The sequence below is a fragment of the Salmonella sp. 741265050_HSA genome, assembly GCF_046569445.1.
Taxonomy (GTDB): domain Bacteria; phylum Pseudomonadota; class Gammaproteobacteria; order Enterobacterales; family Enterobacteriaceae; genus Salmonella; species Salmonella enterica.
In genome coordinates this window covers 54,997-79,316 of record NZ_JBKFSV010000016.1, presented here as the reverse complement: position 1 = coordinate 79,316, position 24,320 = coordinate 54,997, and the positions used below count along the sequence as shown (strand labels likewise).

Here is a 24,320-nt window from a genome sequence, read left to right as displayed (position 1 = left end):
ATTCATTTCGTAATGTCCTTATTAGAACTTAATGTCTTTAAAAATAACTGGTGAATAAATTATTGCGAGTGGATTAAAGCAAACATCAGCATGAAATGTAAAATTCATAAAATCTATTTGTTTTGGTGTTGTTATTTTTAATGTAAATGATATTTGAATTTCATATTTATTGGAGGTTGGTTTTTTCAACTGATTATTATTTCTGTAAGATTTTTAGCGTAGATTGTTGAGAAGATGGAGATATTTGCATTTATAGCATTTATCTTGTTGATGTTTGTATTGGACGTATTGATTCTGTGACGGTTTTTATGTAGAGAAAAAAAAGAATGTTTGGATATGGTTTATCTTTTATATCACTGTGATTGATGTTTTTTTATTGATTAGAAAAAATACAATATTATTGTAAAAAAAATAACAAGGGCAATGTTAATTAGTGATTTAAAATATTAACGTTTTGTGCGTTTGTGGAAAAATATAATATTAAATGTTGTATCAAATGGTTATGGCCATGTTTTAGCTGCGTGGTTAACGTTGAATGGTTATACGGGCATCAATCGTGCCGCGCCTCTTCACACAGTGTTCCGGAAATCAGCGCTATTACCAGAGTGCCGGGCGTTGAGGGTGGTGCTGGGCGAGGTAGCGACAAAGCGGAGTCTTACCAGGGAAGAGGAGATCCGGCGCGATTTCAGCGAGTGGCCACAGCATAAAACCACGGTTTTTCATGTCGTAGTGCGGTACGGTCAGACGTTCGGTGTTAATCACTTCATCGCCAAACAGCATAATGTCGAGGTCCAGCGTTCGTGGCCCCCAGCGTTCGGCTTTGCGCACCCGACCCTGCTGTAACTCAATGCGTTGGGTGTGATTGAGTAATTCTTCCGGCGCAAGGGTGGTTTCCAGCGCGACGGCGGCGTTCAGGTAATCGGGTTGATCCTGTGGGCCTAATGGCGGTGTACGGTAAAACGAGGAGACGGCCACGATTCGGCTGTCAGGGATTTCACCAATCGCTTTCACGGCAGCATTAACCTGCACCAAAGGGGAGGCGAGGTTGCTGCCAATGGCGATATAAACGACAGTCATGCACTTCCCTCGCGACGCGGCGCGCGTTTGCGCGGACGTGAACGGCGGCGGCGTGGAGCAGGATCGTCGTCCAGCTCGTTGAGCATCCCTTTTTGTTCCGGCGGCGCGGAAGCCTGAAACTCGGCCCACCACTGCGCCAGACGTTGCAGCTCAGTATTATTTTCCACCTGAGCGCGCAGCTCCAGCAAATCAAACGCGGCGCGGAATTTGGGATGTTCCATCAGTTTCCAGGCGCGTTTGCCCTGACGTCGCGACATGCGTAACTGAAGCTGCCAAATATCACGGGTAAGCGTGGTCAGACGTTTCGGGATCGCCAGTGAACGGCAGGCTTCATCCAGCACGTCATTCATGGCCAGCGCGAAAGCGTCGTAATAGGCCAGACCGCTCTCCTGAGCGATTTTTTGCGCCATCTCCAGCAGCGGATACCAGAACATGGCGGTAAACAAAAATGCCGGATTAACGCGCATCTCGTTACGGATGCGGTTATCCGTATTCTTCAACACCTGCGCAATGATGCGTTCCATTGCGCTGTCGCCGTTTTCGGTGAAATAACGCGTAATGGTAGGAAACAACGGCTGGAAGAGGTTGTATTCCCGCAGTTGTTGATAGGTTTCAAAACCGTTCCCCGCCTGCAACAGCTTCAGCGACTCTTCGAACAGGCGCGCGGGAGGAATGTCGTTTAGCAAGGTAGCCAGACGCGGGATTGGCTCAGCCGTTTCAGGGCTGATACGCATATTGAGCTTCGCAGCGAAACGCACGGCGCGCAGCATTCGAACCGGATCTTCGCGGTAGCGCGTTTCCGGATTGCCGATCAGGCGAATCACGCCTTCTTGCAGATCCTGCATTCCGCCGACGTAATCGCGCACGGTAAAATCCGCTACGCTGTAGTAAAGGCTGTTGATGGTGAAATCGCGGCGCTGGGCATCTTCTTCGATAGAGCCGAAGATATTATCGCGCAGCAGCATACCGTTTTGCCCACGCTGGGAGGTCGTACGGTCGCTTTCACTGCCTTCATGATGACCACGAAACGTTGCCACTTCGATAATTTCCGGGCCAAACATCACGTGAGCCAGGCGGAAACGACGCCCCACCAGACGGCAATTGCGGAATAATTTCCGTACCTGATCTGGTGTTGCGTTGGTGGTCACGTCGAAATCCTTCGGCTTTTTGCCGAGCAGGAGATCGCGGACGCCGCCGCCGACCAGGTAGGCTTCATAGCCCGCTTTGTTCAGCCTGTACAGTACCTTGAGGGCATTTTCACTGATATCTTTGCGGGAGATAGCGTGCTGTTCACGCGGGATAATCGTCATATGTGGACGGGCGACGGCTTGTTCTGCCTCGCTCTCCTCGCGGCTTAACACCTTACGGCAAAAATTAGCGACTCGGGTAAAAATAGCGCACCTCGGTAGTGTCATACATTAATAAGATCAACTTACTCTATGTCTTTCGCATTACGGCAGACGGGCGTAAGAGAGCAACGCGACCTGGGCTGTAAGCATCATTAACGCCGCAGCAATGCGAAAGACGATGAGCAAAAATAGCGGCTAATCATAGCTCAGCGAGACGCATTTGAGAATGCCGGATTTACATTAGCCGATGTGGGTACGGCTGTAAGCCTCCAGTGCGTCACCGCAAAGCGCAGCAACTCCTCAACAGACATCTCCTGCCACGCTACGACGTCGCGTTGGCCTAAAAAGCGCAATGCCTGGACCAGTACCGGGCGCGGATCGCCTGTCGCAAGCGCAGGGGCATGATTTTGCTTGGAAAGTTTAGCGCCTTGTTCGTTGAGCGCCAGCGGAAGGTGCACGTAACCAGGCGCACGCCAGCCAAACTGTTTATACAGAGAAAGTTGTCGGACAGTGGGTTCGATTAAATCTGCGCCGCGGACGATCTCCGTCACCCCCTGAAAATGATCGTCGACCACCACGGCCAGATTATAAGCAAACAGTCCGTCGCGGCGGTGGATAATAAAATCTTCGCTCGCCAGCTGTGGGTCAGCCTGGATGTCGCCGCGCAAGGCATCATGGAAACGCATCACCGGATGCTGCTGTTTAATTCTGACGGCGGCATTCTCCGGCCCGTGGTATAACGTCCGGCAATGGCCGTCGTAAATACCGCCCAGACGTTGAATGCGCGAGCGGGGGCAAGTGCAGTAGTAGCTCAGTCCCTGCTCGTGAAGCCAGGCCAGCGCCTCGCGATAAGCCTCATGACGCTGTGATTGCCATAAGACCTCGCCATCCCAGTGCAGGCCGTAATGTTCCAGCTGGCGCAGAATGGTCGCTGCGGCACCGGGAACTTCACGTGGGGGGTCGATATCCTCTATGCGAACGCGCCAAATTCCGCGTTGCGCACGGGCTTGTAGATAGCTGCCGAGGGCGGCGATTAACGAGCCGAAATGCAGTTCGCCGGATGGCGATGGCGCGAAACGGCCAATATAGTGTGAGTCAGTCATGCTGCGGGCAATAAAGAATAAGGCGGGAAAACTCCCGCCTGTCATAAATAGGGTAGAAACGAACGGGATTAACCCGCCATCTGTTTTTCGCGAATTTCAGCCAGCGTTTTGCAGTCGATGCACAGATCGGCTGTTGGACGCGCTTCCAGGCGGCGGATACCAATTTCCACCCCGCAGGACTCGCAATAACCGAAGTCTTCATCTTCCACTTTCTTCAGCGTCTTCTCGATCTTTTTGATCAGTTTGCGCTCACGGTCACGATTACGTAACTCCAGGCTAAACTCCTCTTCCTGCGCGGCGCGATCGACCGGATCGGGGAAGTTGGCGGCTTCGTCCTGCATGTGCGTCACAGTGCGATCGACTTCATCCCGGAGTTGATTACGCCATGCTTCAAGAATACGCTTGAAGTGCGATAGCTGGGCTTCGTTCATATACTCTTCGCCCGGTTTCTCCTGGTACGGCTCCACCCCAGCGATGGCGAGAATACTCAGGGACGATGTTTTACGGTTTTGCCCTTCTTGCATGTTGCTTCTCCTTAACACGCACTATCGATCCCCATGTTCGGGGGAAAATCAGGTCGCTATAAATAGCAGATGCTTTTCCGGATAGCAATTATCTAAACGTAACACTTGACAACCCTGTGAGGAAAAGCGTATTTACGCACGCGGCCAGAATACTTAATAATCAGGCTGTTATTCCACTACAACGTTATGGGTACTGGTTCGTTCAGTTCCATTTTTTGGGCTGAAAGTTCTGCTTTATAAGCTAAAACTTCCACGCCTTTATTCTGAGCCTCGCTCAATAGCTGCGCGTATTTTATATCGATATGACGTGCGGGTGAAAAACGTGTAATGGCGGAGTGCAGCACCGCGAACACCACCACCGCGCGATGACCTGCCGCCGCAACGCCCATCAACTCCCGAAGATGTTTTTGCCCTCGTTCGGTGATGGCGTCGGGAAAATAACCGTTTTCTTTTTCCGCTAACGTGACCGATTTCACTTCAATATAGCAGTCCGGGCGGAAATCTGCCTGTAACATAAAATCTATACGGCTGCGCTCGGCGCCATATTTGACTTCACTTTTCAGAATATTGTACCCCGCCAGCGCCGGCAGGCGATTCTCCTGAATCGCTTCTTTCGTTAGCTGGTTCGCCCGCAGCGTATTCACGCAAATGAATGCGCCGGATTGCGTTTCAGTTAATTCCCAGGTATGCGGATATTTGCGTTTAGTATTTTCTGATGTCGAATACCAGACGGTATCGCCTGGCGTGGCGCAGCCGGTCATCGCGCCGGTATTAGGACAGTGCAGCGTAAGCGTCGTACCGTCAGGGGTGATCACATCGGCTAAAAAACGTTTATAGCGCTGAATCAATGTAGCGCGTTGTAAAGGGGGTGAGAATAGCATCGACATTCCTTCATTATTATTCGCTCAGCGTCCAGCGCTGCAGCTCGGCATAGCGGGTACGGCCTTGCCCATACGAAGAGGCGTAAAGCGCAAACGACGTGACCGGAAATGACCAGCAAAAGCCCGGCGGCGGGATAGCCACCGTATGGCTGGCATCGCGCAGCAGCGTAATATGCGGGTGAAAAGGCTGCGGGCTTTGGTAACAACCGCTGCGGGCGGCCTGCGCGCGCAGCATATTAGCCAACTGCAACAACCCGCGCGGCGGCTGGCGCATCCCCAGCCACACCACGCGCGAACGCAGCCACTGACCGGCGTCATCCAGATGTAGCGTAAAGCCCGGCTGGCGAATTCGTCCGGCCAGTTGCGCAAGCGCGCGCTGCTTATCGCTACTGACGTCGCCTAAAAAGGCCAGCGTCAGGTGTAGGTTCGCCGCTGCCACGGGGCGTCCGTCTTCAGACGCAAAATGGGCGGCGCGCCAGGCGATAATTTGCGCGCGCGCGTCGTCGGGTAAGTCAATAGCAAAAAACAGCCGTTTTGGCTCAGACATAGGGATACTCGGTTATGGATTAACACGATGCTACAATGCGGCGCAAAGAAAGTTAACCCCGTGGAGCCGTTTGTGACGTCATTGCCCGTTGCCGCCGTATTGCCTGAATTGTTGACAGCCCTAAAAACCGCGCCGCAGGTTTTGTTGTCCGCGCCTACCGGGGCGGGGAAATCCACCTGGCTGCCGTTGCAACTCCTGCAACAGGGGCCGGTTGCTGGAAAAATCCTTCTGCTTGAACCGCGTCGTCTGGCGGCGCGTAATGTCGCGCAGCGTCTGGCGGAAGCGTTGAATGAAAAGCCTGGCGAAACGGTAGGTTACCGGATGCGCGCGCAAAGCTGCGTGGGGCCGCGTACCCGGCTGGAAGTGGTGACCGAAGGCGTATTGACCAGAATGATTCAGCTCGATCCCGAATTACGCGGCGTGGGGCTGGTGATACTGGATGAATTTCATGAGCGCAGTTTACAGGCGGATTTAGCGTTGGCGCTGTTGCTGGATATCCAGCAAGGGCTCCGTGACGATCTCAGGCTGTTAATCATGTCAGCGACGCTGGATAACGACAGGCTCTGTCAGCGACTGCCTGATGCGCCGACGATCGTCTCGGAAGGGCGCGCGTTCCCGGTGGAGCGACGTTATCAGCCGCTCGCGGCGCATTTGCGTTTTGATGAAGCCGTCGCGATGGCGACAGCGGAACTGCTGCGCAATGAAAACGGTTCGCTGCTGCTATTCTTACCCGGCGTAGGCGAAATACAGCGCGTTCATGAACATCTGGCGTCGCGGGTAGGGAGCGATGTCCTGCTTTGTCCGCTGTATGGCGCATTGTCTTTGGAGGCGCAACGCAAAGCGATTGTTCCCGCCCCCGCCGGGATGCGTAAAGTGGTGTTGGCGACTAACATTGCCGAAACCAGTTTGACGATTGAAGGGATTCGTCTGGTCGTCGATAGCGCTCAGGAGCGCGTGGCGCGATTCGACGCGCGAACGGGACTGACGCGGCTGGTTACGCAGCGTATCAGTCAGGCGTCAATGACGCAGCGCGCGGGGCGCGCCGGACGACTGGCGCCGGGTATCTGTTTACATCTGCTGGCCAAAGAACAGGCGGAGCGGGCGGCGGCGCAAAGCGATCCGGAAATCTTACACAGTGACCTTTCCGGTTTGTTGATGGAGGTGTTGCAGTGGGGATGTCACGATCCGGCATCGCTTTTCTGGCTGGACAGGCCGCCGGAGGTGAATCTTCAGGCCGCCCGCCGTTTATTATTGATGTTAGGCGCGCTGGAGGGCGAGCGGTTAAGCGCGCGGGGCCGGAAAATGGCGGCAATGGGTAACGATCCGCGCCTGGCGGCGATGTTAGTCAACGCCGACGAGGGCGATAGCGCCGCCACCGCCGCCATGCTCGCGGCCATCCTTGAGGACCCGCCGCGCGGCGGCGGTACGGATTTAAGCGTGCTATTTTCGCGGCGACAGCCGGGCTGGCAGCAGCGTAGCCAGCAGCTTTTAAAACGGCTGCAGGTGCGTAATGGCGAGCCGGATAGCGCGCTTATTATGCCGCTGTTGGCCAGAGCGTTTAGCGACCGCATCGCGCGGCGTCGTGGTCAGGAAGGGCGCTATCAGTTAGCCAATGGTATGGGCGCGATGTTAGATGCGGATGACGCGTTGGGACGTCATGAATGGCTGATCGCGCCGCTGTTGCTGCAAGGTAGCGCCTCGCCGGACGCCCGAATATTGTTGGCGCAGCCGCTGGATATTGCCTCGCTGATTCAGGCGTGTCCTGATTTACTGCGCCAGTCTGACACGGTTGAATGGGACGAAGCGCAGGGAACGTTGAAAGCGTGGCGCAGAATGCGTATTGGACAGTTGACGGTTAGCGTTCAGCCACTGGCGAAACCGTCTGAAGAGGAGCTTCATCAGGCGATGCTGAACGGCATCCGCGATAGAGGTCTGGCCGTCCTTAACTGGACGCCGGAAGCGGAGCAGTTCCGTCTGCGTCTACACTGTGCGGCGAAATGGTTGCCGGAATATGACTGGCCTGCCGTGGATGAGGCGTCGCTGCTGGCGACTCTGGAAAACTGGTTGCTGCCGCACATGACAGGCGTACAGTCGTTACGGAGTCTGAAATCTCTGAATGTGACTCAGGCGTTACGGGGACTGCTTGACTATGCCATGCTGCAACGTCTGGATAGTGAACTGCCTGGGCATTACACTGTGCCGACGGGAAGCCGAATAACGATTCGTTATCATGAAGATAACCCGCCCGCACTGGCGGTCAGAATGCAGGAAATGTTTGGCGAAGCGAAGACCCCAACCATCGCTCAGGGCCGCGTGCCGCTGGTGCTGGAACTGCTTTCGCCAGCGCAGCGACCGCTACAGATTACGCGCGATTTAAGCGCTTTCTGGCAGGGGGCGTATCGCGAAGTGCAAAAAGAGATGAAGGGCCGTTACCCCAAACATGTCTGGCCGGACGATCCGGCGAATACCGCCCCAACGCGGCGCACGAAGAAGTATTCGTAATGTAACTGTAGGCCGGATAAGGCGTTATGCCGCATCCGGCGAAAGAGCGGTAATAATTGAGAGATTTCTTCTTCTGTCGTCTGGCTGAAGAATAGAGAATCGGGCCTTTGCGCCTGTATGTTGCGGAGAAAAAGCATGGCGGGGAATGACCGCGAGCCGATTGGACGTAAGGGGAAACCGTCACGTCCTGTGAAACAAAAGGTGAGCCGTCGTCGGCAGCATGACGACGATTATGATGATGACTATGAGGATGAAGAACCGATGCCGCGTAAAGGTAAGGGCAAAGGGCGTAAGCCTCGTGGCAAGCGCGGCTGGCTGTGGCTATTGCTAAAACTGTTTATCGTTTTTGTGGTGCTGTTCGCCATTTACGGCGTCTATCTGGATCAAAAAATCCGCAGCCGTATTGATGGCAAGGTCTGGCAGCTTCCGGCGGCGGTATATGGCCGGATGGTGAACCTTGAGCCAGACATGCCTGTCAGCAAAAACGAGATGGTGAAATTGCTGGAAGCGACGCAGTATCGTCTGGTGACGAAGATGACCCGTCCCGGCGAATTTACCGTGCAGGCCAATAGCATTGAGATGATCCGTCGTCCGTTTGACTTCCCGGACAGCAAAGAAGGGCAGGTGCGCGCGCGGCTGACGTTCAGTGACGGGCGTCTGGAAACCATCGTCAATCTGGATAACAACCGCCAGTTTGGCTTCTTCCGCCTCGATCCGCGGCTTATCACCATGCTTTCTTCGCCAAATGGCGAGCAGCGTTTATTCGTCCCGCGCAGCGGTTTCCCGGATCTGCTGGTCGATACGCTGTTGGCGACGGAAGACCGTCATTTCTATGAGCATGATGGCATTAGTCTTTACTCTATCGGGCGTGCGGTGCTGGCCAACCTGACGGCGGGACGCACGGTGCAGGGGGCCAGTACGCTAACCCAGCAGCTGGTGAAGAACCTGTTCCTCTCCAGCGAAAGATCATACTGGCGTAAAGCGAATGAAGCCTACATGGCGCTGATCATGGATGCCCGTTACAGTAAAGATCGTATTCTTGAGCTGTACATGAACGAGGTCTACCTCGGTCAAAGCGGGGACAATGAAATTCGCGGTTTTCCTCTGGCGAGCCTGTATTACTTTGGTCGTCCGGTAGAGGAACTGAGCCTCGATCAGCAGGCGTTACTGGTGGGGATGGTAAAAGGGGCGTCGATTTATAACCCGTGGCGCAACCCGAAACTGGCGCTGGAGCGTCGTAACCTGGTGTTACGCCTGTTACAGCAGCAGAAAATCATCGATCAGGAACTCTATGACATGCTGAGCGCACGTCCGCTTGGCGTACAGCCGCGTGGCGGCGTTATTTCACCGCAGCCAGCGTTTATGCAGATGGTTCGTCAGGAACTGCAGGCGAAGCTGGGGGATAAAATTAAAGATCTCTCCGGCGTGAAGATCTTCACCACCTTTGACTCCGTGGCGCAGGATGCCGCAGAAAAAGCCGTTGTCGAAGGCATTCCGGCGTTGAAGAAGCAGCGTAAATTGAGCGATCTGGAAACTGCGATGGTGGTGGTGGATCGCTTTAGCGGCGAGGTGCGCGCGATGGTTGGCGGGGCGGAGCCGCAGTATGCCGGCTATAACCGTGCCATGCAGGCGCGCCGTTCCATCGGGTCGCTGGCTAAACCGGCGACCTATCTGACCGCGTTAAGTCAGCCGAACTTATATCGTCTGAACACCTGGATTGCCGATGCGCCGATTTCTCTGCGCCAGCCGAATGGTCAGGTCTGGTCGCCGCAGAACGACGATCGTCGCTACAGCGAAAGCGGGAAAGTGATGCTGGTGGATGCGTTAACTCGCTCAATGAACGTACCGACGGTCAATCTGGGGATGGCGTTAGGTCTACCGGCGGTAACCGATACCTGGACGAAGCTCGGCGTGCCGAAAGATCAGCTCAATCCGGTTCCGGCGATGCTGTTAGGGGCGCTGAACCTGACGCCGATCGAAGTGGCGCAGGCGTTCCAGACTATCGCCAGCGGCGGAAATCGCGCGCCGTTATCAGCGCTGCGTTCGGTTATTGCGGAAGATGGTAAGGTGCTGTACCAAAGTTATCCGCAAGCTGAACGCGCTGTACCGGCACAGGCGGCTTACCTGACGCTCTGGACAATGCAGCAGGTCGTCCAGCGTGGTACGGGGCGTCAGCTTGGCGCGAAATATCCGGGTCTGCATCTGGCGGGTAAAACCGGGACGACAAACAACAATGTCGATACCTGGTTTGCCGGTATCGACGGCAGCCAGGTGACTATCACCTGGGTAGGCCGTGATAACAACCAGCCGACGAAATTGTACGGCGCCAGCGGCGCGATGGCGATTTACCAGCGCTATCTGGCGAACCAGACGCCGACGCCTTTAGTTCTGACGCCGCCGGAAGATGTGGTGGATATGGGCGTTGATTACGACGGTAATTTTGTCTGTAGCGGCGGTATGCGCACTCTGCCGGTCTGGACGGACGATCCAAATACGCTGTGCCAGCAGGGCGAGATGATGCAGCAGCAACAGCAGCCGTCAGGCAATCCGTTCGATCAGTCGTCTCAGCCGCAGCAGCCTGCGCAGCAACAGCCGCCGAAAGAAGAGAAGAGCGACGGCGTTGCCGGCTGGATTAAGGAGATGTTCGGCGGCAATTAATCACGGTAATAGTGCCGGGTGGCGCTGTGCTTACCCGGTCTACACCGTTACGACTCCATTATGTGCGACGTAGGCCGAATAAGACGCTTACGTCGCCATCCGGCAAATCCCCTATAAATAACATTTCAGTCTAATTTATTAACCCTTCCTTTTCATCTGGTTATTTCTTAACCCCTTAGTTTTCGTAGGGCCGCGTATCGCTTGCCATTGCGACGATATTTCGCCTATCATGCTGCGGTTATAATAATAATTATCGTTTACGTTATCATTCACTTTCATCAGAGATATACCAATGGCGCGTATTAAAACTGCTCAGCCAAACTCCTCACTGCGTAAAATCGCAGTTGTAGTAGCCACAGCGGTTAGCGGCATGTCTGTCTATGCACAGGCGGCGGTTCAACCGAAAGAAGAAACCATTACCGTAACCGCAGCGCCTGCCGCGCAGGAAAGTGCCTGGGGACCGGCTCCGACCATCGCCGCGAAGCGTTCCGCCACTACCACCAAAACTGATACACCTATCGAAAAAACGCCACAGTCGGTTTCGGTGGTCACTAACGAAGAGATGCAGATGCATCAATTCCAGTCAGTAAAAGAAGCGTTGGGTTACACGCCGGGCGTAACGGTAAGCAGTCGCGGCGCTTCCAATACCTATGACTTTGTGATTATCCGTGGCTTCTCTTCCGTCGGCCTGAGCCAGAACAACTATCTGGATGGCCTGAAATTGCAGGGGAACTTCTACAACGATGCGGTTATTGATCCCTACATGCTTGAGCGTGTTGAGTTGATGCGTGGCCCAACGTCCGTTCTCTACGGTAAGAGCAACCCGGGCGGTATCATTTCGATGGTTAGCAAGCGGCCGACTACTGAGCCGCTGAAAGAAATTCAATTCAAAATGGGGACGGACAATTTGTTCCAGACCGGTTTTGATTTTAGTGATTCCCTGGATGACAACGGTGAGTTCTCATATCGTCTGACGGGACTGGCGCGTTCGACAAACGAACAGCAAAAGAGCTCTGAGTCGCAGCGCTATGCGATTGCGCCCTCTTTTACCTGGCGTCCGGATGAGAAAACGAATTTTACGTTCCTTTCTTATTTCCAGAACGAACCAGAGACCGGCTACTACGGCTGGCTGCCGAAAGAGGGAACGGTTGAACCGTTACCGAATGGTAAACGCTTGCCAACAGATTTCAATGAAGGGGCGTCAAACAACACCTATTCTCGTAACGAGAAAATGGTGGGATACAGTTTCGAGCATGGCTTCAACGACACTTTTACCGTGCGCCAGAATTTACGTTTTGTCGAAATGAAAACCGCGCAAAAAAGCGTCTATGGCACGGGGATTGCGGCGGACGGCCATACGCTTAACCGCGGTACTATCGTTGACAACGAGCGTTTACAGAATTTCAGCGTAGATACACAACTGGAAAGTAAATTCGCGACCGGCGATATTGATCATACGTTGCTGACGGGTGTCGATTTCATGCGTATGCGTAATGATATTAACGCGACGTTTGGTAGCGCGCCGTCAATCGATCTCTATAACAATTACCATCCTGAATACTTTGCTTTCGGCGGCGCCGAGCCGTACCAGATGAACGAAAGTAAACAAACAGGCCTTTATGTTCAGGATCAGGCGGAATGGAATAAGTGGGTATTTACTCTCGGCGGCCGTTATGACTGGTCTAAACAAGCGACAACGGTGCGTCAGAATTCCACTACGCCGACAGAAGGATATATTGAACGTAATGACCACCAGTTCACCTGGCGCGGTGGCGTAAACTACGTATTCGATAATGGAATTTCACCTTACTTCAGCTATAGCCAATCTTTCGAGCCAAGCGCCTTCGATTTGTGGAGCACCCCACGCGTTTCTTACAAGCCGTCAAAAGGCGAGCAATATGAAGCAGGGGTGAAATATGTACCGAAAGACATGCCGGTTGTTGTTACGGGGGCCGTTTATCAGCTGACCAAAACCAATAACCTGACCGCCGATCCAACCAACCCATTAGCGCAGGTGCCGGCAGGCGAAATTCGTGCGCGAGGTGTAGAGCTGGAAGCCAAAGCAGCATTGACGGCTAACATCAATATGACGGCGTCTTACACTTATACTGATGCTGAATACACGAAAGACACTAATCTGAAAGGGAATACGCCAGAGCAGGTGCCTGAACACATGGCGTCGTTGTGGGGCGATTACACCTTCAACGACGGTCCGTTGTCAGGTTTAACGCTGGGAACAGGCGGTCGTTTTATTGGTTCCAGTTACGGCGATCCGGCCAATAGCTTCAAGGTAGGCAGCGCAGCAGTGATGGATGCGGTCGTCAAGTACGATCTGGCGCGTTTTGGTATGGCGGGCTCCAGCATTGCGGTTAACGTTAATAATCTGCTCGACCGCGAATACGTCGCCAGCTGCTTCCAGACCTACGGCTGTTTCTGGGGCGCAGAACGTCAGGTCGTTGCAACGGCAACCTTCCGTTTCTAATTTCTTTTTGGGCACGGCTGGCCGTGCCCGTTTTACAAGTTGGCTGCGATGCAGGAAAACCACATTCATTCCGATACCACCTTTGCGCTGCGAAGCGTCGCCTTTCGTGTGCCGGGCCGCACGCTTTTACACCCTCTCTCGTTAACGTTTCCCGCAGGTCGCGTCACCGGACTTATTGGCCATAATGGTTCCGGTAAATCCACGCTGTTAAAAATGCTGGGCCGCCATCAGCCGCCTTCCGAAGGGGATATTCTGCTCGACAATCAGCCGCTGGCGAGCTGGAGCAGCAAGGCGTTTGCCCGCAAAGTTGCCTATCTGCCTCAACAATTGCCGCAGGCGGAAGGAATGACGGTGCGCGAACTGGTAGCGATTGGCCGCTATCCGTGGCACGGCGCGCTGGGGCGCTTTGGCGTCGCGGACCGGGAAAAAGTAGACGAGGCGATTACGCTGGTCGGCTTAAAACCGCTGGCGCATCGTCTGGTAGACAGTCTTTCCGGCGGCGAGCGCCAGCGCGCGTGGATTGCCATGCTGGTCGCGCAGGACAGCCGTTGTCTGCTGCTGGATGAGCCGACGTCAGCGCTGGATATCGCCCATCAGGTTGACGTGCTGGCGCTGGTGCATCGTTTAAGCCAGCAGCGCGGGCTGACGGTGGTTGCGGTGCTGCACGATATCAACATGGCGGCCCGCTACTGTGATTATTTAGTCGCGCTACGCGGCGGTGAAATGATTGCGCAAGGAACGCCTGCGGAACTGATGCGCAGTGACACGCTGGAGCAGATTTACGGTATCCCGATGGGTATCCTTCCGCATCCAGCGGGCGCGGCACCTGTGAGTTTTGTGTATTAATGCGTGATTTATATCCTCTTACTCGCCGCCGTTTATTAACGGCGATGGCGCTCTCGCCGCTGCTGTGGCAAATGAATACGGCGCAGGCTGCCGCTATCGATCCCCGCCGGATTGTGGCGCTGGAGTGGCTGCCGGTTGAGCTGCTGCTGGCGCTCGGTATTACGCCTTATGGCGTGGCGGACGTGCCAAATTATAAGCTGTGGGTTAGCGAACCGCCGTTGCCGGATTCGGTGATTGATGTGGGTCTTCGTACTGAACCCAATCTCGAACTGCTGACAGAGATGAAGCCGTCGTTTATGGTCTGGTCGGCAGGTTACGGACCCTCGCCGGAAAAATTGGCGCGGATCGCGCCGGGGCGCGGGTTCGATTTTAGCGACGGCAAAAAGCCGCTGGCGGTGGCCCGACGCTCGCTGGTTGAACTGGCGCAGACGCTGAATCTGGAAGCTGCGGCAGAAAAACATCTGGCGCAATACGATCGCTTCATCGCCAGCCAGAAGCCGCATTTTATCCGCCGCGGGGGGCGTCCGTTACTGATGACGACGCTTATCGATCCACGGCATATGCTGGTGCTCGGCCCGAATTGCCTGTTCCAGGAGGTGCTGGACGAGTATGGCATTGTCAATGCCTGGCAGGGTGAAACCAACTTTTGGGGCAGTACGGCGGTCAGCATCGATCGGCTGGCGATGTATAAAGAAGCGGATGTGATCTGCTTCGATCACGGGAATAGCACCGATATGAACGCGCTGATGGCAACGCCGCTGTGGCAGGCCATGCCGTTTGTCCGCGCCGGGCGCTTTCACCGGGTGCCCGCCGTTTGGTTCTATGGCGCGACCCTCTCCACGATGCATTTTGTCCGCATCCTGGATAACGTGTTGGGAGGCAAAGCGTGAGCAGAAAACGTGAAATGCCGGATGGCGGCGCGAAAAACGCCTTATCCGACCTACGGTTCGGGTGCTTTGTAGGCCGGATAAGGCGAAGCCGCCATCCGGCGTTGCTGTTATTGGCGCTGTTTGTTGCCGCCTGCTGGCTGACATGGGGTAACTTCTCCGTTGCGCTACCGCGCAGTCAGTGGCAACAGGCTATCTGGTCACCGGATATCGACATCATTGAGCAGATGATTTTTCATTACAGCCTGCTGCCAAGACTGGCGATTTCGCTGCTGGTGGGCGCGGGGCTTGGGCTGGTAGGTGTCCTGTTCCAGCAAGTATTACGTAACCCGCTGGCGGAACCGACCACGCTGGGCGTGGCGACCGGCGCGCAATTGGGGATCACGGTGACTACGCTTTGGGCGATTCCCGGCGCGCTGGCGACGCAGTTTGCCGCCCTGACGGGAGCCTGCATTGTCGGCGCGCTGGTGTTCGGCGTGGCGTGGGGCAAACGTCTGTCGCCAGTGACCCTGATCCTCGCCGGGTTGGTGGTTAGCCTCTATTGTGGTGCAATCAACCAGTTACTGGTGATTTTCCACCACGATCAGTTGCAAAGCATGTTTTTATGGAGCACCGGAACGCTGACGCAAACCGACTGGAGCGGCGTGCAGCGTCTGTGGCCGCAGTTGCTGGGCGGTGTGATGCTCACATTATTGTTGCTACGTCCGATGACGCTGATGGGGCTGGATGACGGCGTTGCGCGTAATCTGGGGCTGGCGCTGTCGTTAGCGCGTCTGGCGGCGCTGTCGTTGGCGATTGTGTTGAGCGCGCTGCTGGTCAACGCGGTGGGCATTATCGGTTTTATCGGCCTGTTTGCGCCGCTGCTGGCGAAAATGCTTGGCGCAAGACGTCTGCTGGCGCGCCTGATGCTGGCGCCGCTCATTGGGGCGCTTATTTTATGGCTATCCGATCAGATTATCCTTTGGCTCACCCGCGTATGGATGGAAGTTTCCACCGGTTCAGTGACGGCGCTAATCGGCGCGCCGCTGCTCCTGTGGCTGCTGCCGCGGCTTAAAAGCATGAGCGCGCCGGATATGAACGCCAGCGATCGTGTGGCGGCGGAGCGTCAGCATGTCCTCGCTTTTGCCGTTGCCGGTGGCGCGCTCTTGCTGCTGGCAACATGGGGCGCGCTCTCTTTTGGTCGCGACGCGCACGGCTGGACGTGGGCGAGCGGAACGCTGCTTGAGGAACTGATGCCGTGGCGCTGGCCGCGGATACTGGCGGCGTTAATGGCGGGCGTCATGCTGGCGGTGGCGGGCTGCATTATTCAGCGTCTGACCGGTAATCCAATGGCCAGTCCGGAAGTGCTGGGGATCAGTTCCGGAGCCGCGTTTGGCGTGGTGTTGATGCTGTTTTTGGTGCCGGGGAATGCCTTCGGTTGGCTACTGCCCGCCGGAAGCCTGGGCGCGGCGGCGACACTGCTGATTATTATGTTAGCCGCCGGACGCGGCGGTTTCTCGCCGCAACGGATGTTGCTGGCGGGGATGGCGCTCAGCACCGCGTTTACCATGCTGCTAATGATGCTCCAGGCGAGCGGCGACCTGCGGATGGCGGAAGTGTTGACCTGGATCGCAGGATCTACCTATAACGCCACTGGCGGGCAGGTTACGCGAACCGCGATCGTAATGGTGATTTTGCTGGCAATTGTGCCGTTGTGCCGCCGCTGGTTAACGATTTTGCCTCTGGGTGGCGATGCCGCGCGCGCGGTGGGCATGGCGCTTACGCCGTCGCGTATCGCGCTGCTGGCGTTGGCGGCTTGTTTGACGGCAACTGCGACGATGACCATTGGGCCGCTGAGTTTCGTTGGACTGATGGCGCCGCATATTGCGCGGATGCTCGGTTTTCGCCGGACGATGCCGCATATGGTCATCTCGGCGCTGGCAGGGGGCGTTTTACTGGTCTTTGCCGACTGGTGCGGCAGGATGGCGCTATTTCCGTATCAGATCCCGGCGGGACTGCTTTCAAGCTTTATTGGCGCGCCGTACTTTATCTATTTGCTACGTAAACAGAGTCGGTAAAAAAAAGCTGTGCCACATTTATGTCGGGTGGCAGCCATGCTCAACCCGACCTACAAATTACACAATATCAATATGTTGTGGCAATATTTTGTAGGCCTAAAAATAGCTGAACGCTATCAGGTGCGAGAGCTGTCCTGTCACGTTTTATCGAGGGAACTCTGCTTTTATTTTCAGCAAGAAGCAGGTGTTATTTTTGTATCGATAAGTCATGAGCTATTTCAGTGGCGCGCCGCTGTCTCGTGAACAGGGTGACTCATTTCAACATATCCAGGCCCGAAACGTTGATGATAAATTGCGGCATGATCTATCCAATAATAAGAATTACCGGTTTCGGTATTAAGCCTTTTTAAATATTAAGATGCGGATGCCGCATCTTTAATGCATCTCGTAAATCAATTTTAATTTAATAATAAATTTTCATTATAAAACTTCGATAATAAAATATTATTTTTTTATCGAAGTAATAAAAAACAACTCTATTAAAATAAATTAATTGCCACGAGTAAACAAAAAAAATGTAATTTAGCATTTTTTGTTTTTTTTAATGAAATTTATACCAAAAATAAATGTTACGCGTCATTGCTATATATTCAGTACTGTAATTCTGATCTTTTTTTATTCATTTTGACATGTTTATTGTTTTTTTGGCTCTCCCGTCTTGCTTGCTTTGTTTGTTTTTTGAACGGTAAAAATATTTATTATTTAATTCTGATAATCCTTTAAATAAAAAACGCTTGTCTTTGGGTTTTTAATGGAAAATACTTCACCGCGCCTAAGGGATGTTATTTATTAACGTGTTGTTTGCTTCTTTTGAATGTTGCATCGGCAATTTCATAACTCGTCATATAATATATATCTACTAATATAAACATGGGGTATTGAGTATAACTCTGTGTGAATAGCGTAAAAATACTCACCAACTTTTAATAAGGATGAAAAATGAATACAGCAGTAAAAGCTGCGGTTGCTGCCGCACTGGTTATGGGTGTTTCCAGCTTTGCCAATGCTGCGGGCAGTAATACTGGTACGGTGACTTTTACCGGTACTATTGAAGATTCACCGTGTTCAATCGTGGTTGGCGACGAACACCAGACCGTTAACCTGGGCCATATCGGTACCGGTTCTCTGATGGGCGGTAAAGAATCTTCAAAAGTCGATTTCCATATCGGTCTGGAAAACTGCGCATTCACCACTGAGAAAGAAGCGTCTACCGTTTTCTCTGCCATCGGTAACGAATCCAGCGCTAATCCGGGCAGCGTTGCGCTGATGCGTATCGGCGGCGGCGAAATGGCGGGTTCCAGCATTGTTATCGGCAACCACCTGGGTTCCGCGATCAAATTGGGCGACGCTTACAGCGAAAACCTGACGATGAACGGCAGCGTTGCGGCGGCGAAACAGACTCTTAACTTCAAAGCCTGGGTGAAAGGCGATTCTGCTGCCACCACTATCGATACCGGCGAATTCAGCAGCACCGTAAACTTCACGATCAGCTATCTGTAAGTGAAATATCATCCTGCGGCAGTCTGCCGCAGGATGATGCTCAAAGTAAAAAAATAGATTATATATTTCAGGGATAGATTGTCTGATGGCTCACTATAAAAAATTTCGTCTGAGCACGCTTGCGGCCGTGGTGGGTATTGTTCTGGCTGTCGGTCCGGAAAATAGCTACGCGGAAGCGCCCATTCAATTTAATACCCGATTTCTTGATGTTAAAGATGATGCCAGCCTGGATCTCTCCCGTTTTTCCCGTAAAGGCTACATTATGCCGGGGAGCTATCATCTCCAGGTGCTGGTCAATCAGAGTCAAATTGTCCAGGATAATGTTATTACGTATTCCGTTGATAATAACGATCCTGATAACACCTATCCCTGTTTATCGCCTGAACTGGTCTCGCTGCTGGGGTTAAAACCTGAAATAGCAGATAAAATGATCTGGATAAATGCCGGTCAGTGTCTGCAACCAGATCAACTGGAAGGGATGGAAACCCAAACGGATTTAAGCCAGTCAACGCTGACGGTGATTATTCCGCAGGCGTATCTGGAATACAGCGATGAAGAGTGGGATCCACCTTCCCGCTGGGATGAAGGGATTCCCGGCGTATTATTTGACTACAACGTTAACAGCCAGTGGCGACATGCTGAACATGATGACGGCGATGAATATGACATCAGCGGCAACGGCACGGTGGGTGCCAACCTCGGCGCGTGGCGTTTGCGCGCGGACTGGCAGGCTAACTATCGTCACGAAAATGACAGCGAAGATAAAGACAACTTTGGCTCCAGTTCCGAACAGAACTGGGACTGGAACCGCTATTACGCCTGGCGGGCGATCCCGCAGCTCCGGGCGCAGCTAACGCTGGGCGAAGGATCGCTGGAATCCGATATTTTCGACGGCTTTAACTATGTTGGCGGCAGCCTTATCACCGACGATCAGATGTTACCGCCTAATCTGCGCGGCTACGCCCCGGATATATCAGGCGTGGCGCGCACCAACGCCAAAGTCACCGTGACCCAGCGCGGGCGGGTGATTTATGAGTCGCAGGTCCCGGCTGGGCCGTTTCGCATTCAGGATATTAATGAAACGGTATCCGGCGATCTACACGTCAAAATTGAAGAACAAAGCGGTCAGGTGCAGGAATATGACGTCAGCACCGCCTCCATTCCGTTTCTGACCCGTCCCGGCCAGGTGCGCTACAAGTTGGCAGCCGGGCGACCGCAGGACTGGGATCACAATATGGAAGGCGGCTTTTTCACCTCAGCCGAAGCCTCCTGGGGGATCGCTAACGGCTGGTCGCTGTACGGCGGTGCCATCGGTGAGCAGGATTATCAGGCGCTGGCGTTAGGACTGGGGCGCGATCTGGCGCTGCTGGGCGCGTTTTCCGTCGATGTCACCCATTCCCGTGCGACGCTGCCAGAGGGTAGCGCCTACGGCGACGGCACCATTCAGGGTAACTCGTTCCGTGCCAGCTACGCTAAAGATTTTGATGATATAGACAGCCGTCTGACGTTTGCTGGTTATCGCTTTTCCGAAGAAAACTACATGACGATGGACGAGTTTATCGATACGCATAATGACGATAACGATCGTCAGCGCACCGGCCACGATAAAGAGATGTATACCCTGACGTACAGCCAGAACTTTTCGGCAATAAACGTCAACGCCTATATCAACTACACCCATCGCACCTACTGGAATCAACCTAACCAGGACAGCTATAACCTGACGCTGTCGCACTATTTCGATGTCGGTGAGGTGCGCGGGATCAGTCTGTCGGTGAACGGTTTTCGCAACGAATATGACAATGAGCGTGATGACGGCGTGTACGTCTCGCTCAGTATTCCGTGGGGCAACAACCGCACGCTGAGCTACAACGGCTCCTTTAGCGATGACAACAACAGCAATCAGGTCGGCTATTACGAGCGCATTGACGATCGCAATAACTACCAGATCAACGCTGGTCGCGCGGATAACGGTGCGACTCTCGACGGCTACTACCGTTATCAAGCGAGCTATGCCGACATTGACGTCAGTGCGAACTATCAGGAAGGCGACTATACCTCCGGCGGACTGAACATCCAGGGCGGCGCGACGCTGACTGCTAAAGGCGGGGCGTTGCACCGCACCAGCGTCAACGGCGGCTCGCGGCTGCTGGTGGATGTCGGCGATGAAGCGAACGTACCCATCTCCGGCTACAGCACGCCGGTATATACCAACGCGTTTGGTAAAGCCGTCATTGTCGACGTCAACGACTACTACCGCAACCAGGTGAAAATCGACATTACCCAGTTGCCGGAAGACGCGGAAGCAATCCTCTCCATCGCTCAGGCGACCCTGACGGAAGGGGCGATCGGTTATCGCCGCATGGAGGTGCTCAGCGGTAAAAAAGCCATGGCCAGTATCCGCCTGCGCGATGGCGGCACGCCGCCCTTCGGCGCAGAGGTTTACAACAGTCGCCAGCAACAGTTAGGGATCGTAGGTGAAGACGGCAGCGTTTATCTGATCGGCATTAACCCCGGCGAGCGGTTGCAGGTGACATGGGAAGGTAAAACGCAGTGTGAAGCGACGTTGCCCGATCCGCTGCCGGGCGATCTGTTTAGCGGCCTGTTGCTGCCGTGCATCGGCGACGCTTCATCACCTGAGGCAACGCAGCCCGAAGAGAAACCATTACTCCAGCTTCATACGCAGCGGCGGACGTCTTCGACGCAACCCGAAGCGCTCTCTTCTCGTTATCCAACACATTGATTCAGGAAACCGCATTCATGATGTCATTAAAACGTTATAACCTGGCCGCTGTTTTGCTGCTTTTGCTGGGCGGCTACGGTAGCGCCCAGGCCGCCATCGCGCCCGATCGCACCCGCCTGGTGTTTCGCGGCGAAGATAAATCGATAAGCGTCGATCTGAAAAACGCCAACAGCAAACTGCCCTATCTGGCGCAGTCCTGGGTGGAAGATGAGAAGGGCGTCAAAATCACCTCGCCTTTAATCGTCGTCCCACCGGTCCAGCGCATTGAGCCGTCGGCAATCGGACAGGTCAAAATTCAGGGGATGCCGGCGCTGGCGTCGCTCCCCCAGGATCGGGAAACCCTTTTTTATTACAACGTGCGCGAAATTCCGCCGCAAAGCGACAAGCCCAATACGCTGCAAATCGCCCTGCAAACGCGCATCAAAGTTTTTTACCGCCCGCAGGCGCTATCGAAAATCGATATGCAGCATCCCTGGCAATACAAGATCACCCTTCAGCGTCAGGGCAATGGCTATCAGGTGAGCAACACAACCGGCTACTACGTGGTGTTAAGCAACGCCAGCAACCGCATGGACGGCACACCAGCCAGAGGCTTTAGCCCTTTAGTGATTGCACCAAAAAGCAACGTGACGCTGGGAGGGGACGCCAGTGAATTAGGTCACTCGCCTGTGCTGACTTACGTCAACGATTATGGCGCGCGGTTACCGCTGATTTTTAACTGTACTGACAACAGTTGTGCGGTAGATGAAGCAAAAAGCAGAAAGTCGTAACCGACAAGGAGACGCAAGATGAGGCAATGGCGGTTACGGCTGGGCACGGTAACGTGTGCGGCCATGCTGAGTGCGGTCAGTATGCCGCTGGCAGCGGGAAGTAAGACGGTCAACATGACGCTGACGATAGTCGTTAATGCCGCGCCGCCCTGTACTGTGACCGGCGGTGAGGTGGAATTTGGCAATGTGTTGACGACGAAAGTGGATGGGGTGAATTACCGGCAGGCGGTGGGCTATCGCCTGAGCTGTAACGGCAGAGTGAGCGATTACCTGAAGTTACAGATTCAGGGGAATGCGGTGACTATCAATGGCGAGTCGGTATTGCAAACCGATGTCGATGGATTGGGTATCCGTCTGCAAACCGCCACGGATGGCGCGCTGATTTCACCCGGCAATACGCAATGGTTGTCATTTCAATACAGCGGCGGCAGCGGTCCGGCCATTGAGGCGATTCCCGTCAAAAATAATGGCGTAACGTTAACAGGTGGCGCGTTTAACGCAGGCGCCACGTTGGTGGTGGATTACCAATGAAAAAAATAGTTTTGACGATGTTAATGGGGGGCAGCCTTGCCGCACAGGCAGCCGATAATCTTAAGTTTCACGGCACATTAATTTCACCGCCGAATTGTACGATTAACAATGATCAGACGATCGACGTTAAGTTCGGTAACCTGCTGATTAATAAAATAGATGGTACGCGTTATGCGCAGAATGTTCCGTATGAGATCACCTGTGATTCAACGGTGCGCGATGAGACGATGGCGATGACCCTGACGCTAAGCGGTTCCGTGAGTGATTTTAATCCGGCGGCGGTAAACACCAGCGTGGCGGGGCTGGGGATTGAACTCAGGCAGAACGACCAACCCTTTACGTTGGGGTCCACCATTACGGTGAATGAACAATCGATACCTGTTCTGAAAGCCATACCGGTTAAAAAGAGCGGTGCTTCGCTGAAAGAAGGCGGCTTCGATGCGACGGCAACATTACAGGTGGATTATCAGTAATGGCTAAAAGACAGGCGTTATTACACGGCGCGGCCTGCATCCTCTGTGGGGCGCTGATATTGCCGGTCTCAGCGGCAGATAACCTGCATTTTTCCGGTAGCCTGGTGGCCAGTCCTTGCACGCTCACGATGCAGGGGACGGGGATTGCCGAAGTCGATTTTTCGTCGCTTGACAGTTCTGATTTCACTCCCGACGGCCAGTCTGCTCGTAAGCCTTTGGTGTTTGAACTCACGGATTGCGATTCGGCGCTGAGTAACGGGGTGCAGGTGACTTTCACTGGAACCGAAGCGACCGGAATGCGCGGTATCCTGGCCATCGATAGCTATTCAGGCGCTTCCGGGATCGGGATTGGTATTGAAACGCTATCCGGCGTTCCCGTGGGCATGAACGATAAAGAGGGTGCGATATTTACGCTGGTGACGGGGAAAAATACGCTAAACCTGAATGCCTGGGTACAACGTCTTCCCGGCGAGGACCTGATTCCGGGAAGGTTCTCTGCAAGTGCGCTAGCCACATTTGAGTATTTATAATGAAAATAATACGGACTTTATTTTTGCTGCTGATTGCCGTTTATGGCAGTTCGGTAGTGGCCAAACCCATGCTGAAAGCGACGTTTTCAAGCACCACGATGTATTATGGTATTGGCCCTAATAGCGACAAATCTATTGTGGCGGAGGTGACGATAGCGACTCCGGAGGGAGTGTACTATGGCTCCTGGAACCTTTCGGGACATCGTAAAGGAGAAACGCTAACCGCAGACTCCTGGTCTGGGCCAGAACCTGCGCCGAAGGTTGTATTGAAGGATTTTGATAACACTGTTTCGCGATCTGCGTGCAAGAATCTTCCCTCGAACTGGAGGGGGTGTGGTTCTTTTACCCTGGAGATTACGGTACAAAGCGATGATTATGGTTGCCCCTGGCTGGCGTCGAGCCATATCGTTGCTACCACTTTTATCACTAACGAAACGTATTCCCCGCCGGATACGCGCAGTTCAGTTTGCCCGAAAGTTCCCGTTGATACTTTTGATATCTCCTGGGATGCGAACGTTTCGAAACAGAAAACAACCCTCATGCTTGATGCCACCGGTGGCACGGTGAATCGCACGTTACATACCTATTTGATGGAGGGGGGAAAACTGTGCGATGGCAGCAAATTTGACAACCGTGGCGCTTATTGCCGTTTTGTCTCATCGGGTATTACGCTCAATGTGCTGGGCTGCGACCAGTCGAGCGTCACGACCAGCGCCGTTGATCATCCGATAACCGATGTTGAGCTTCATGACATTAATGTAGCGGTGAACACCCGCAACATTGGCTCCGGGCAGTTCACGTCGACCTGTAGCTTCCAGTATATTATTGATGAGCTTTAGGGGGGCTGGGTGTTTGGCGAA

General features: G+C 53.9%; 19 protein-coding genes. 13 read left to right on the top strand and 6 right to left on the bottom strand.

Annotation, left to right across the window (positions count from 1 at the left end):
- Nucleotides 1-597 precede the first annotated feature (597 nt).
- The 6 genes from folK to thpR form a co-directional block, all read right to left on the bottom strand.
- Nucleotides 598-1,077, bottom strand: coding sequence for a 2-amino-4-hydroxy-6-hydroxymethyldihydropteridine diphosphokinase (gene folK, locus ACLD4F_RS19420; RefSeq protein ID WP_076726055.1), 480 nt, complete (start codon nucleotides 1,075-1,077; stop codon nucleotides 598-600).
- Nucleotides 1,074-2,471: a polynucleotide adenylyltransferase PcnB gene (pcnB, locus tag ACLD4F_RS19415; RefSeq protein WP_411010989.1), complete on the bottom strand. Its 1,398-nt coding sequence runs from the start codon at nucleotides 2,469-2,471 to the stop codon at nucleotides 1,074-1,076. Before pcnB ends, folK begins: the two co-directional genes overlap by 4 nt.
- Nucleotides 2,472-2,632: 161 nt before the next feature.
- Complete coding sequence (gene gluQRS / locus ACLD4F_RS19410; protein ID WP_000132297.1) at nucleotides 2,633-3,529, bottom strand: tRNA glutamyl-Q(34) synthetase GluQRS; 897 nt, start codon at nucleotides 3,527-3,529, stop codon at nucleotides 2,633-2,635.
- 68 nt (nucleotides 3,530-3,597) lie between these two features.
- Nucleotides 3,598-4,053, bottom strand: coding sequence for an RNA polymerase-binding protein DksA (dksA, locus tag ACLD4F_RS19405; RefSeq protein WP_001155232.1), 456 nt, complete (start codon nucleotides 4,051-4,053; stop codon nucleotides 3,598-3,600).
- 176 nt (nucleotides 4,054-4,229) lie between these two features.
- A complete protein-coding gene (gene sfsA, locus ACLD4F_RS19400) occupies nucleotides 4,230-4,934 on the bottom strand; it encodes a DNA/RNA nuclease SfsA (RefSeq protein ID WP_000899412.1) in 705 nt (234 codons plus the stop codon).
- Nucleotides 4,935-4,950: 16 nt separating this feature from the next.
- Nucleotides 4,951-5,481: an RNA 2',3'-cyclic phosphodiesterase gene (gene thpR, locus ACLD4F_RS19395; RefSeq protein WP_001748937.1), complete on the bottom strand. Its 531-nt coding sequence runs from the start codon at nucleotides 5,479-5,481 to the stop codon at nucleotides 4,951-4,953.
- A gap of 72 nt (nucleotides 5,482-5,553) precedes the next feature.
- Between thpR and hrpB the strand changes: the two genes are divergently transcribed.
- The 13 genes from hrpB to stfH all read left to right on the top strand — a co-directional run bounded on the left by hrpB (nucleotide 5,554) and on the right by stfH (nucleotide 24,299).
- Nucleotides 5,554-7,983, top strand: a complete 2,430-nt coding sequence (gene hrpB / locus ACLD4F_RS19390) for an ATP-dependent helicase HrpB (protein WP_172496680.1) — start codon at nucleotides 5,554-5,556, stop codon at nucleotides 7,981-7,983.
- 135 nt (nucleotides 7,984-8,118) lie between these two features.
- Nucleotides 8,119-10,641, top strand: a complete 2,523-nt coding sequence (gene mrcB, locus ACLD4F_RS19385; protein WP_000918127.1) for a bifunctional glycosyl transferase/transpeptidase — start codon at nucleotides 8,119-8,121, stop codon at nucleotides 10,639-10,641.
- 292 nt (nucleotides 10,642-10,933) lie between these two features.
- Complete coding sequence (gene fhuA / locus ACLD4F_RS19380; RefSeq protein WP_079981118.1) at nucleotides 10,934-13,123, top strand: ferrichrome porin FhuA; 2,190 nt, start codon at nucleotides 10,934-10,936, stop codon at nucleotides 13,121-13,123.
- 48 nt (nucleotides 13,124-13,171) lie between these two features.
- A complete protein-coding gene (fhuC, locus tag ACLD4F_RS19375; protein ID WP_001157204.1) occupies nucleotides 13,172-13,969 on the top strand; it encodes a Fe3+-hydroxamate ABC transporter ATP-binding protein FhuC in 798 nt (265 codons plus the stop codon).
- Nucleotides 13,969-14,859 (top strand): Fe(3+)-hydroxamate ABC transporter substrate-binding protein FhuD, encoded by an 891-nt coding sequence (fhuD, locus tag ACLD4F_RS19370; RefSeq protein ID WP_001205358.1) that lies wholly within the window; start codon nucleotides 13,969-13,971, stop codon nucleotides 14,857-14,859. The genes fhuC and fhuD overlap by 1 nt, the downstream gene beginning before the upstream one ends.
- 14 nt (nucleotides 14,860-14,873) lie before the next feature.
- Entirely contained in the window at nucleotides 14,874-16,913 is a 2,040-nt protein-coding gene (gene fhuB, locus ACLD4F_RS19365; RefSeq protein ID WP_023232738.1) for a Fe(3+)-hydroxamate ABC transporter permease FhuB, read from the top strand.
- Between the two features lie 939 nt (nucleotides 16,914-17,852).
- Nucleotides 17,853-18,413 (top strand): fimbrial major subunit StfA, encoded by a 561-nt coding sequence (stfA, locus tag ACLD4F_RS19360; RefSeq protein WP_001090554.1) that lies wholly within the window; start codon nucleotides 17,853-17,855, stop codon nucleotides 18,411-18,413.
- Nucleotides 18,414-18,498: 85 nt separating this feature from the next.
- Nucleotides 18,499-21,156, top strand: a complete 2,658-nt coding sequence (locus tag ACLD4F_RS19355; RefSeq protein WP_000951687.1) for a fimbrial biogenesis outer membrane usher protein — start codon at nucleotides 18,499-18,501, stop codon at nucleotides 21,154-21,156.
- A gap of 17 nt (nucleotides 21,157-21,173) precedes the next feature.
- On the top strand, nucleotides 21,174-21,926 hold the full coding sequence (gene stfD, locus ACLD4F_RS19350; protein ID WP_000987334.1) for a fimbrial chaperone StfD: 753 nt from the start codon (nucleotides 21,174-21,176) through the stop codon (nucleotides 21,924-21,926).
- Between the two features lie 18 nt (nucleotides 21,927-21,944).
- On the top strand, nucleotides 21,945-22,457 hold the full coding sequence (locus tag ACLD4F_RS19345; protein WP_001250313.1) for a fimbrial protein: 513 nt from the start codon (nucleotides 21,945-21,947) through the stop codon (nucleotides 22,455-22,457).
- Complete coding sequence (stfF, locus tag ACLD4F_RS19340) at nucleotides 22,454-22,930, top strand: fimbrial minor subunit StfF (protein WP_000725075.1); 477 nt, start codon at nucleotides 22,454-22,456, stop codon at nucleotides 22,928-22,930. Before ACLD4F_RS19345 ends, stfF begins: the two co-directional genes overlap by 4 nt.
- On the top strand, nucleotides 22,930-23,460 hold the full coding sequence (locus ACLD4F_RS19335; RefSeq protein ID WP_001129320.1) for a fimbrial protein: 531 nt from the start codon (nucleotides 22,930-22,932) through the stop codon (nucleotides 23,458-23,460). The genes stfF and ACLD4F_RS19335 overlap by 1 nt, the downstream gene beginning before the upstream one ends.
- Nucleotides 23,460-24,299 carry a fimbrial adhesin StfH gene (stfH, locus tag ACLD4F_RS19330; protein ID WP_000691870.1) on the top strand — a complete coding sequence of 280 codons (840 nt, stop codon included), beginning with the start codon at nucleotides 23,460-23,462 and terminating at the stop codon, nucleotides 24,297-24,299. Before ACLD4F_RS19335 ends, stfH begins: the two co-directional genes overlap by 1 nt.
- The last annotated feature ends 21 nt before the right edge of the window (nucleotides 24,300-24,320 follow it).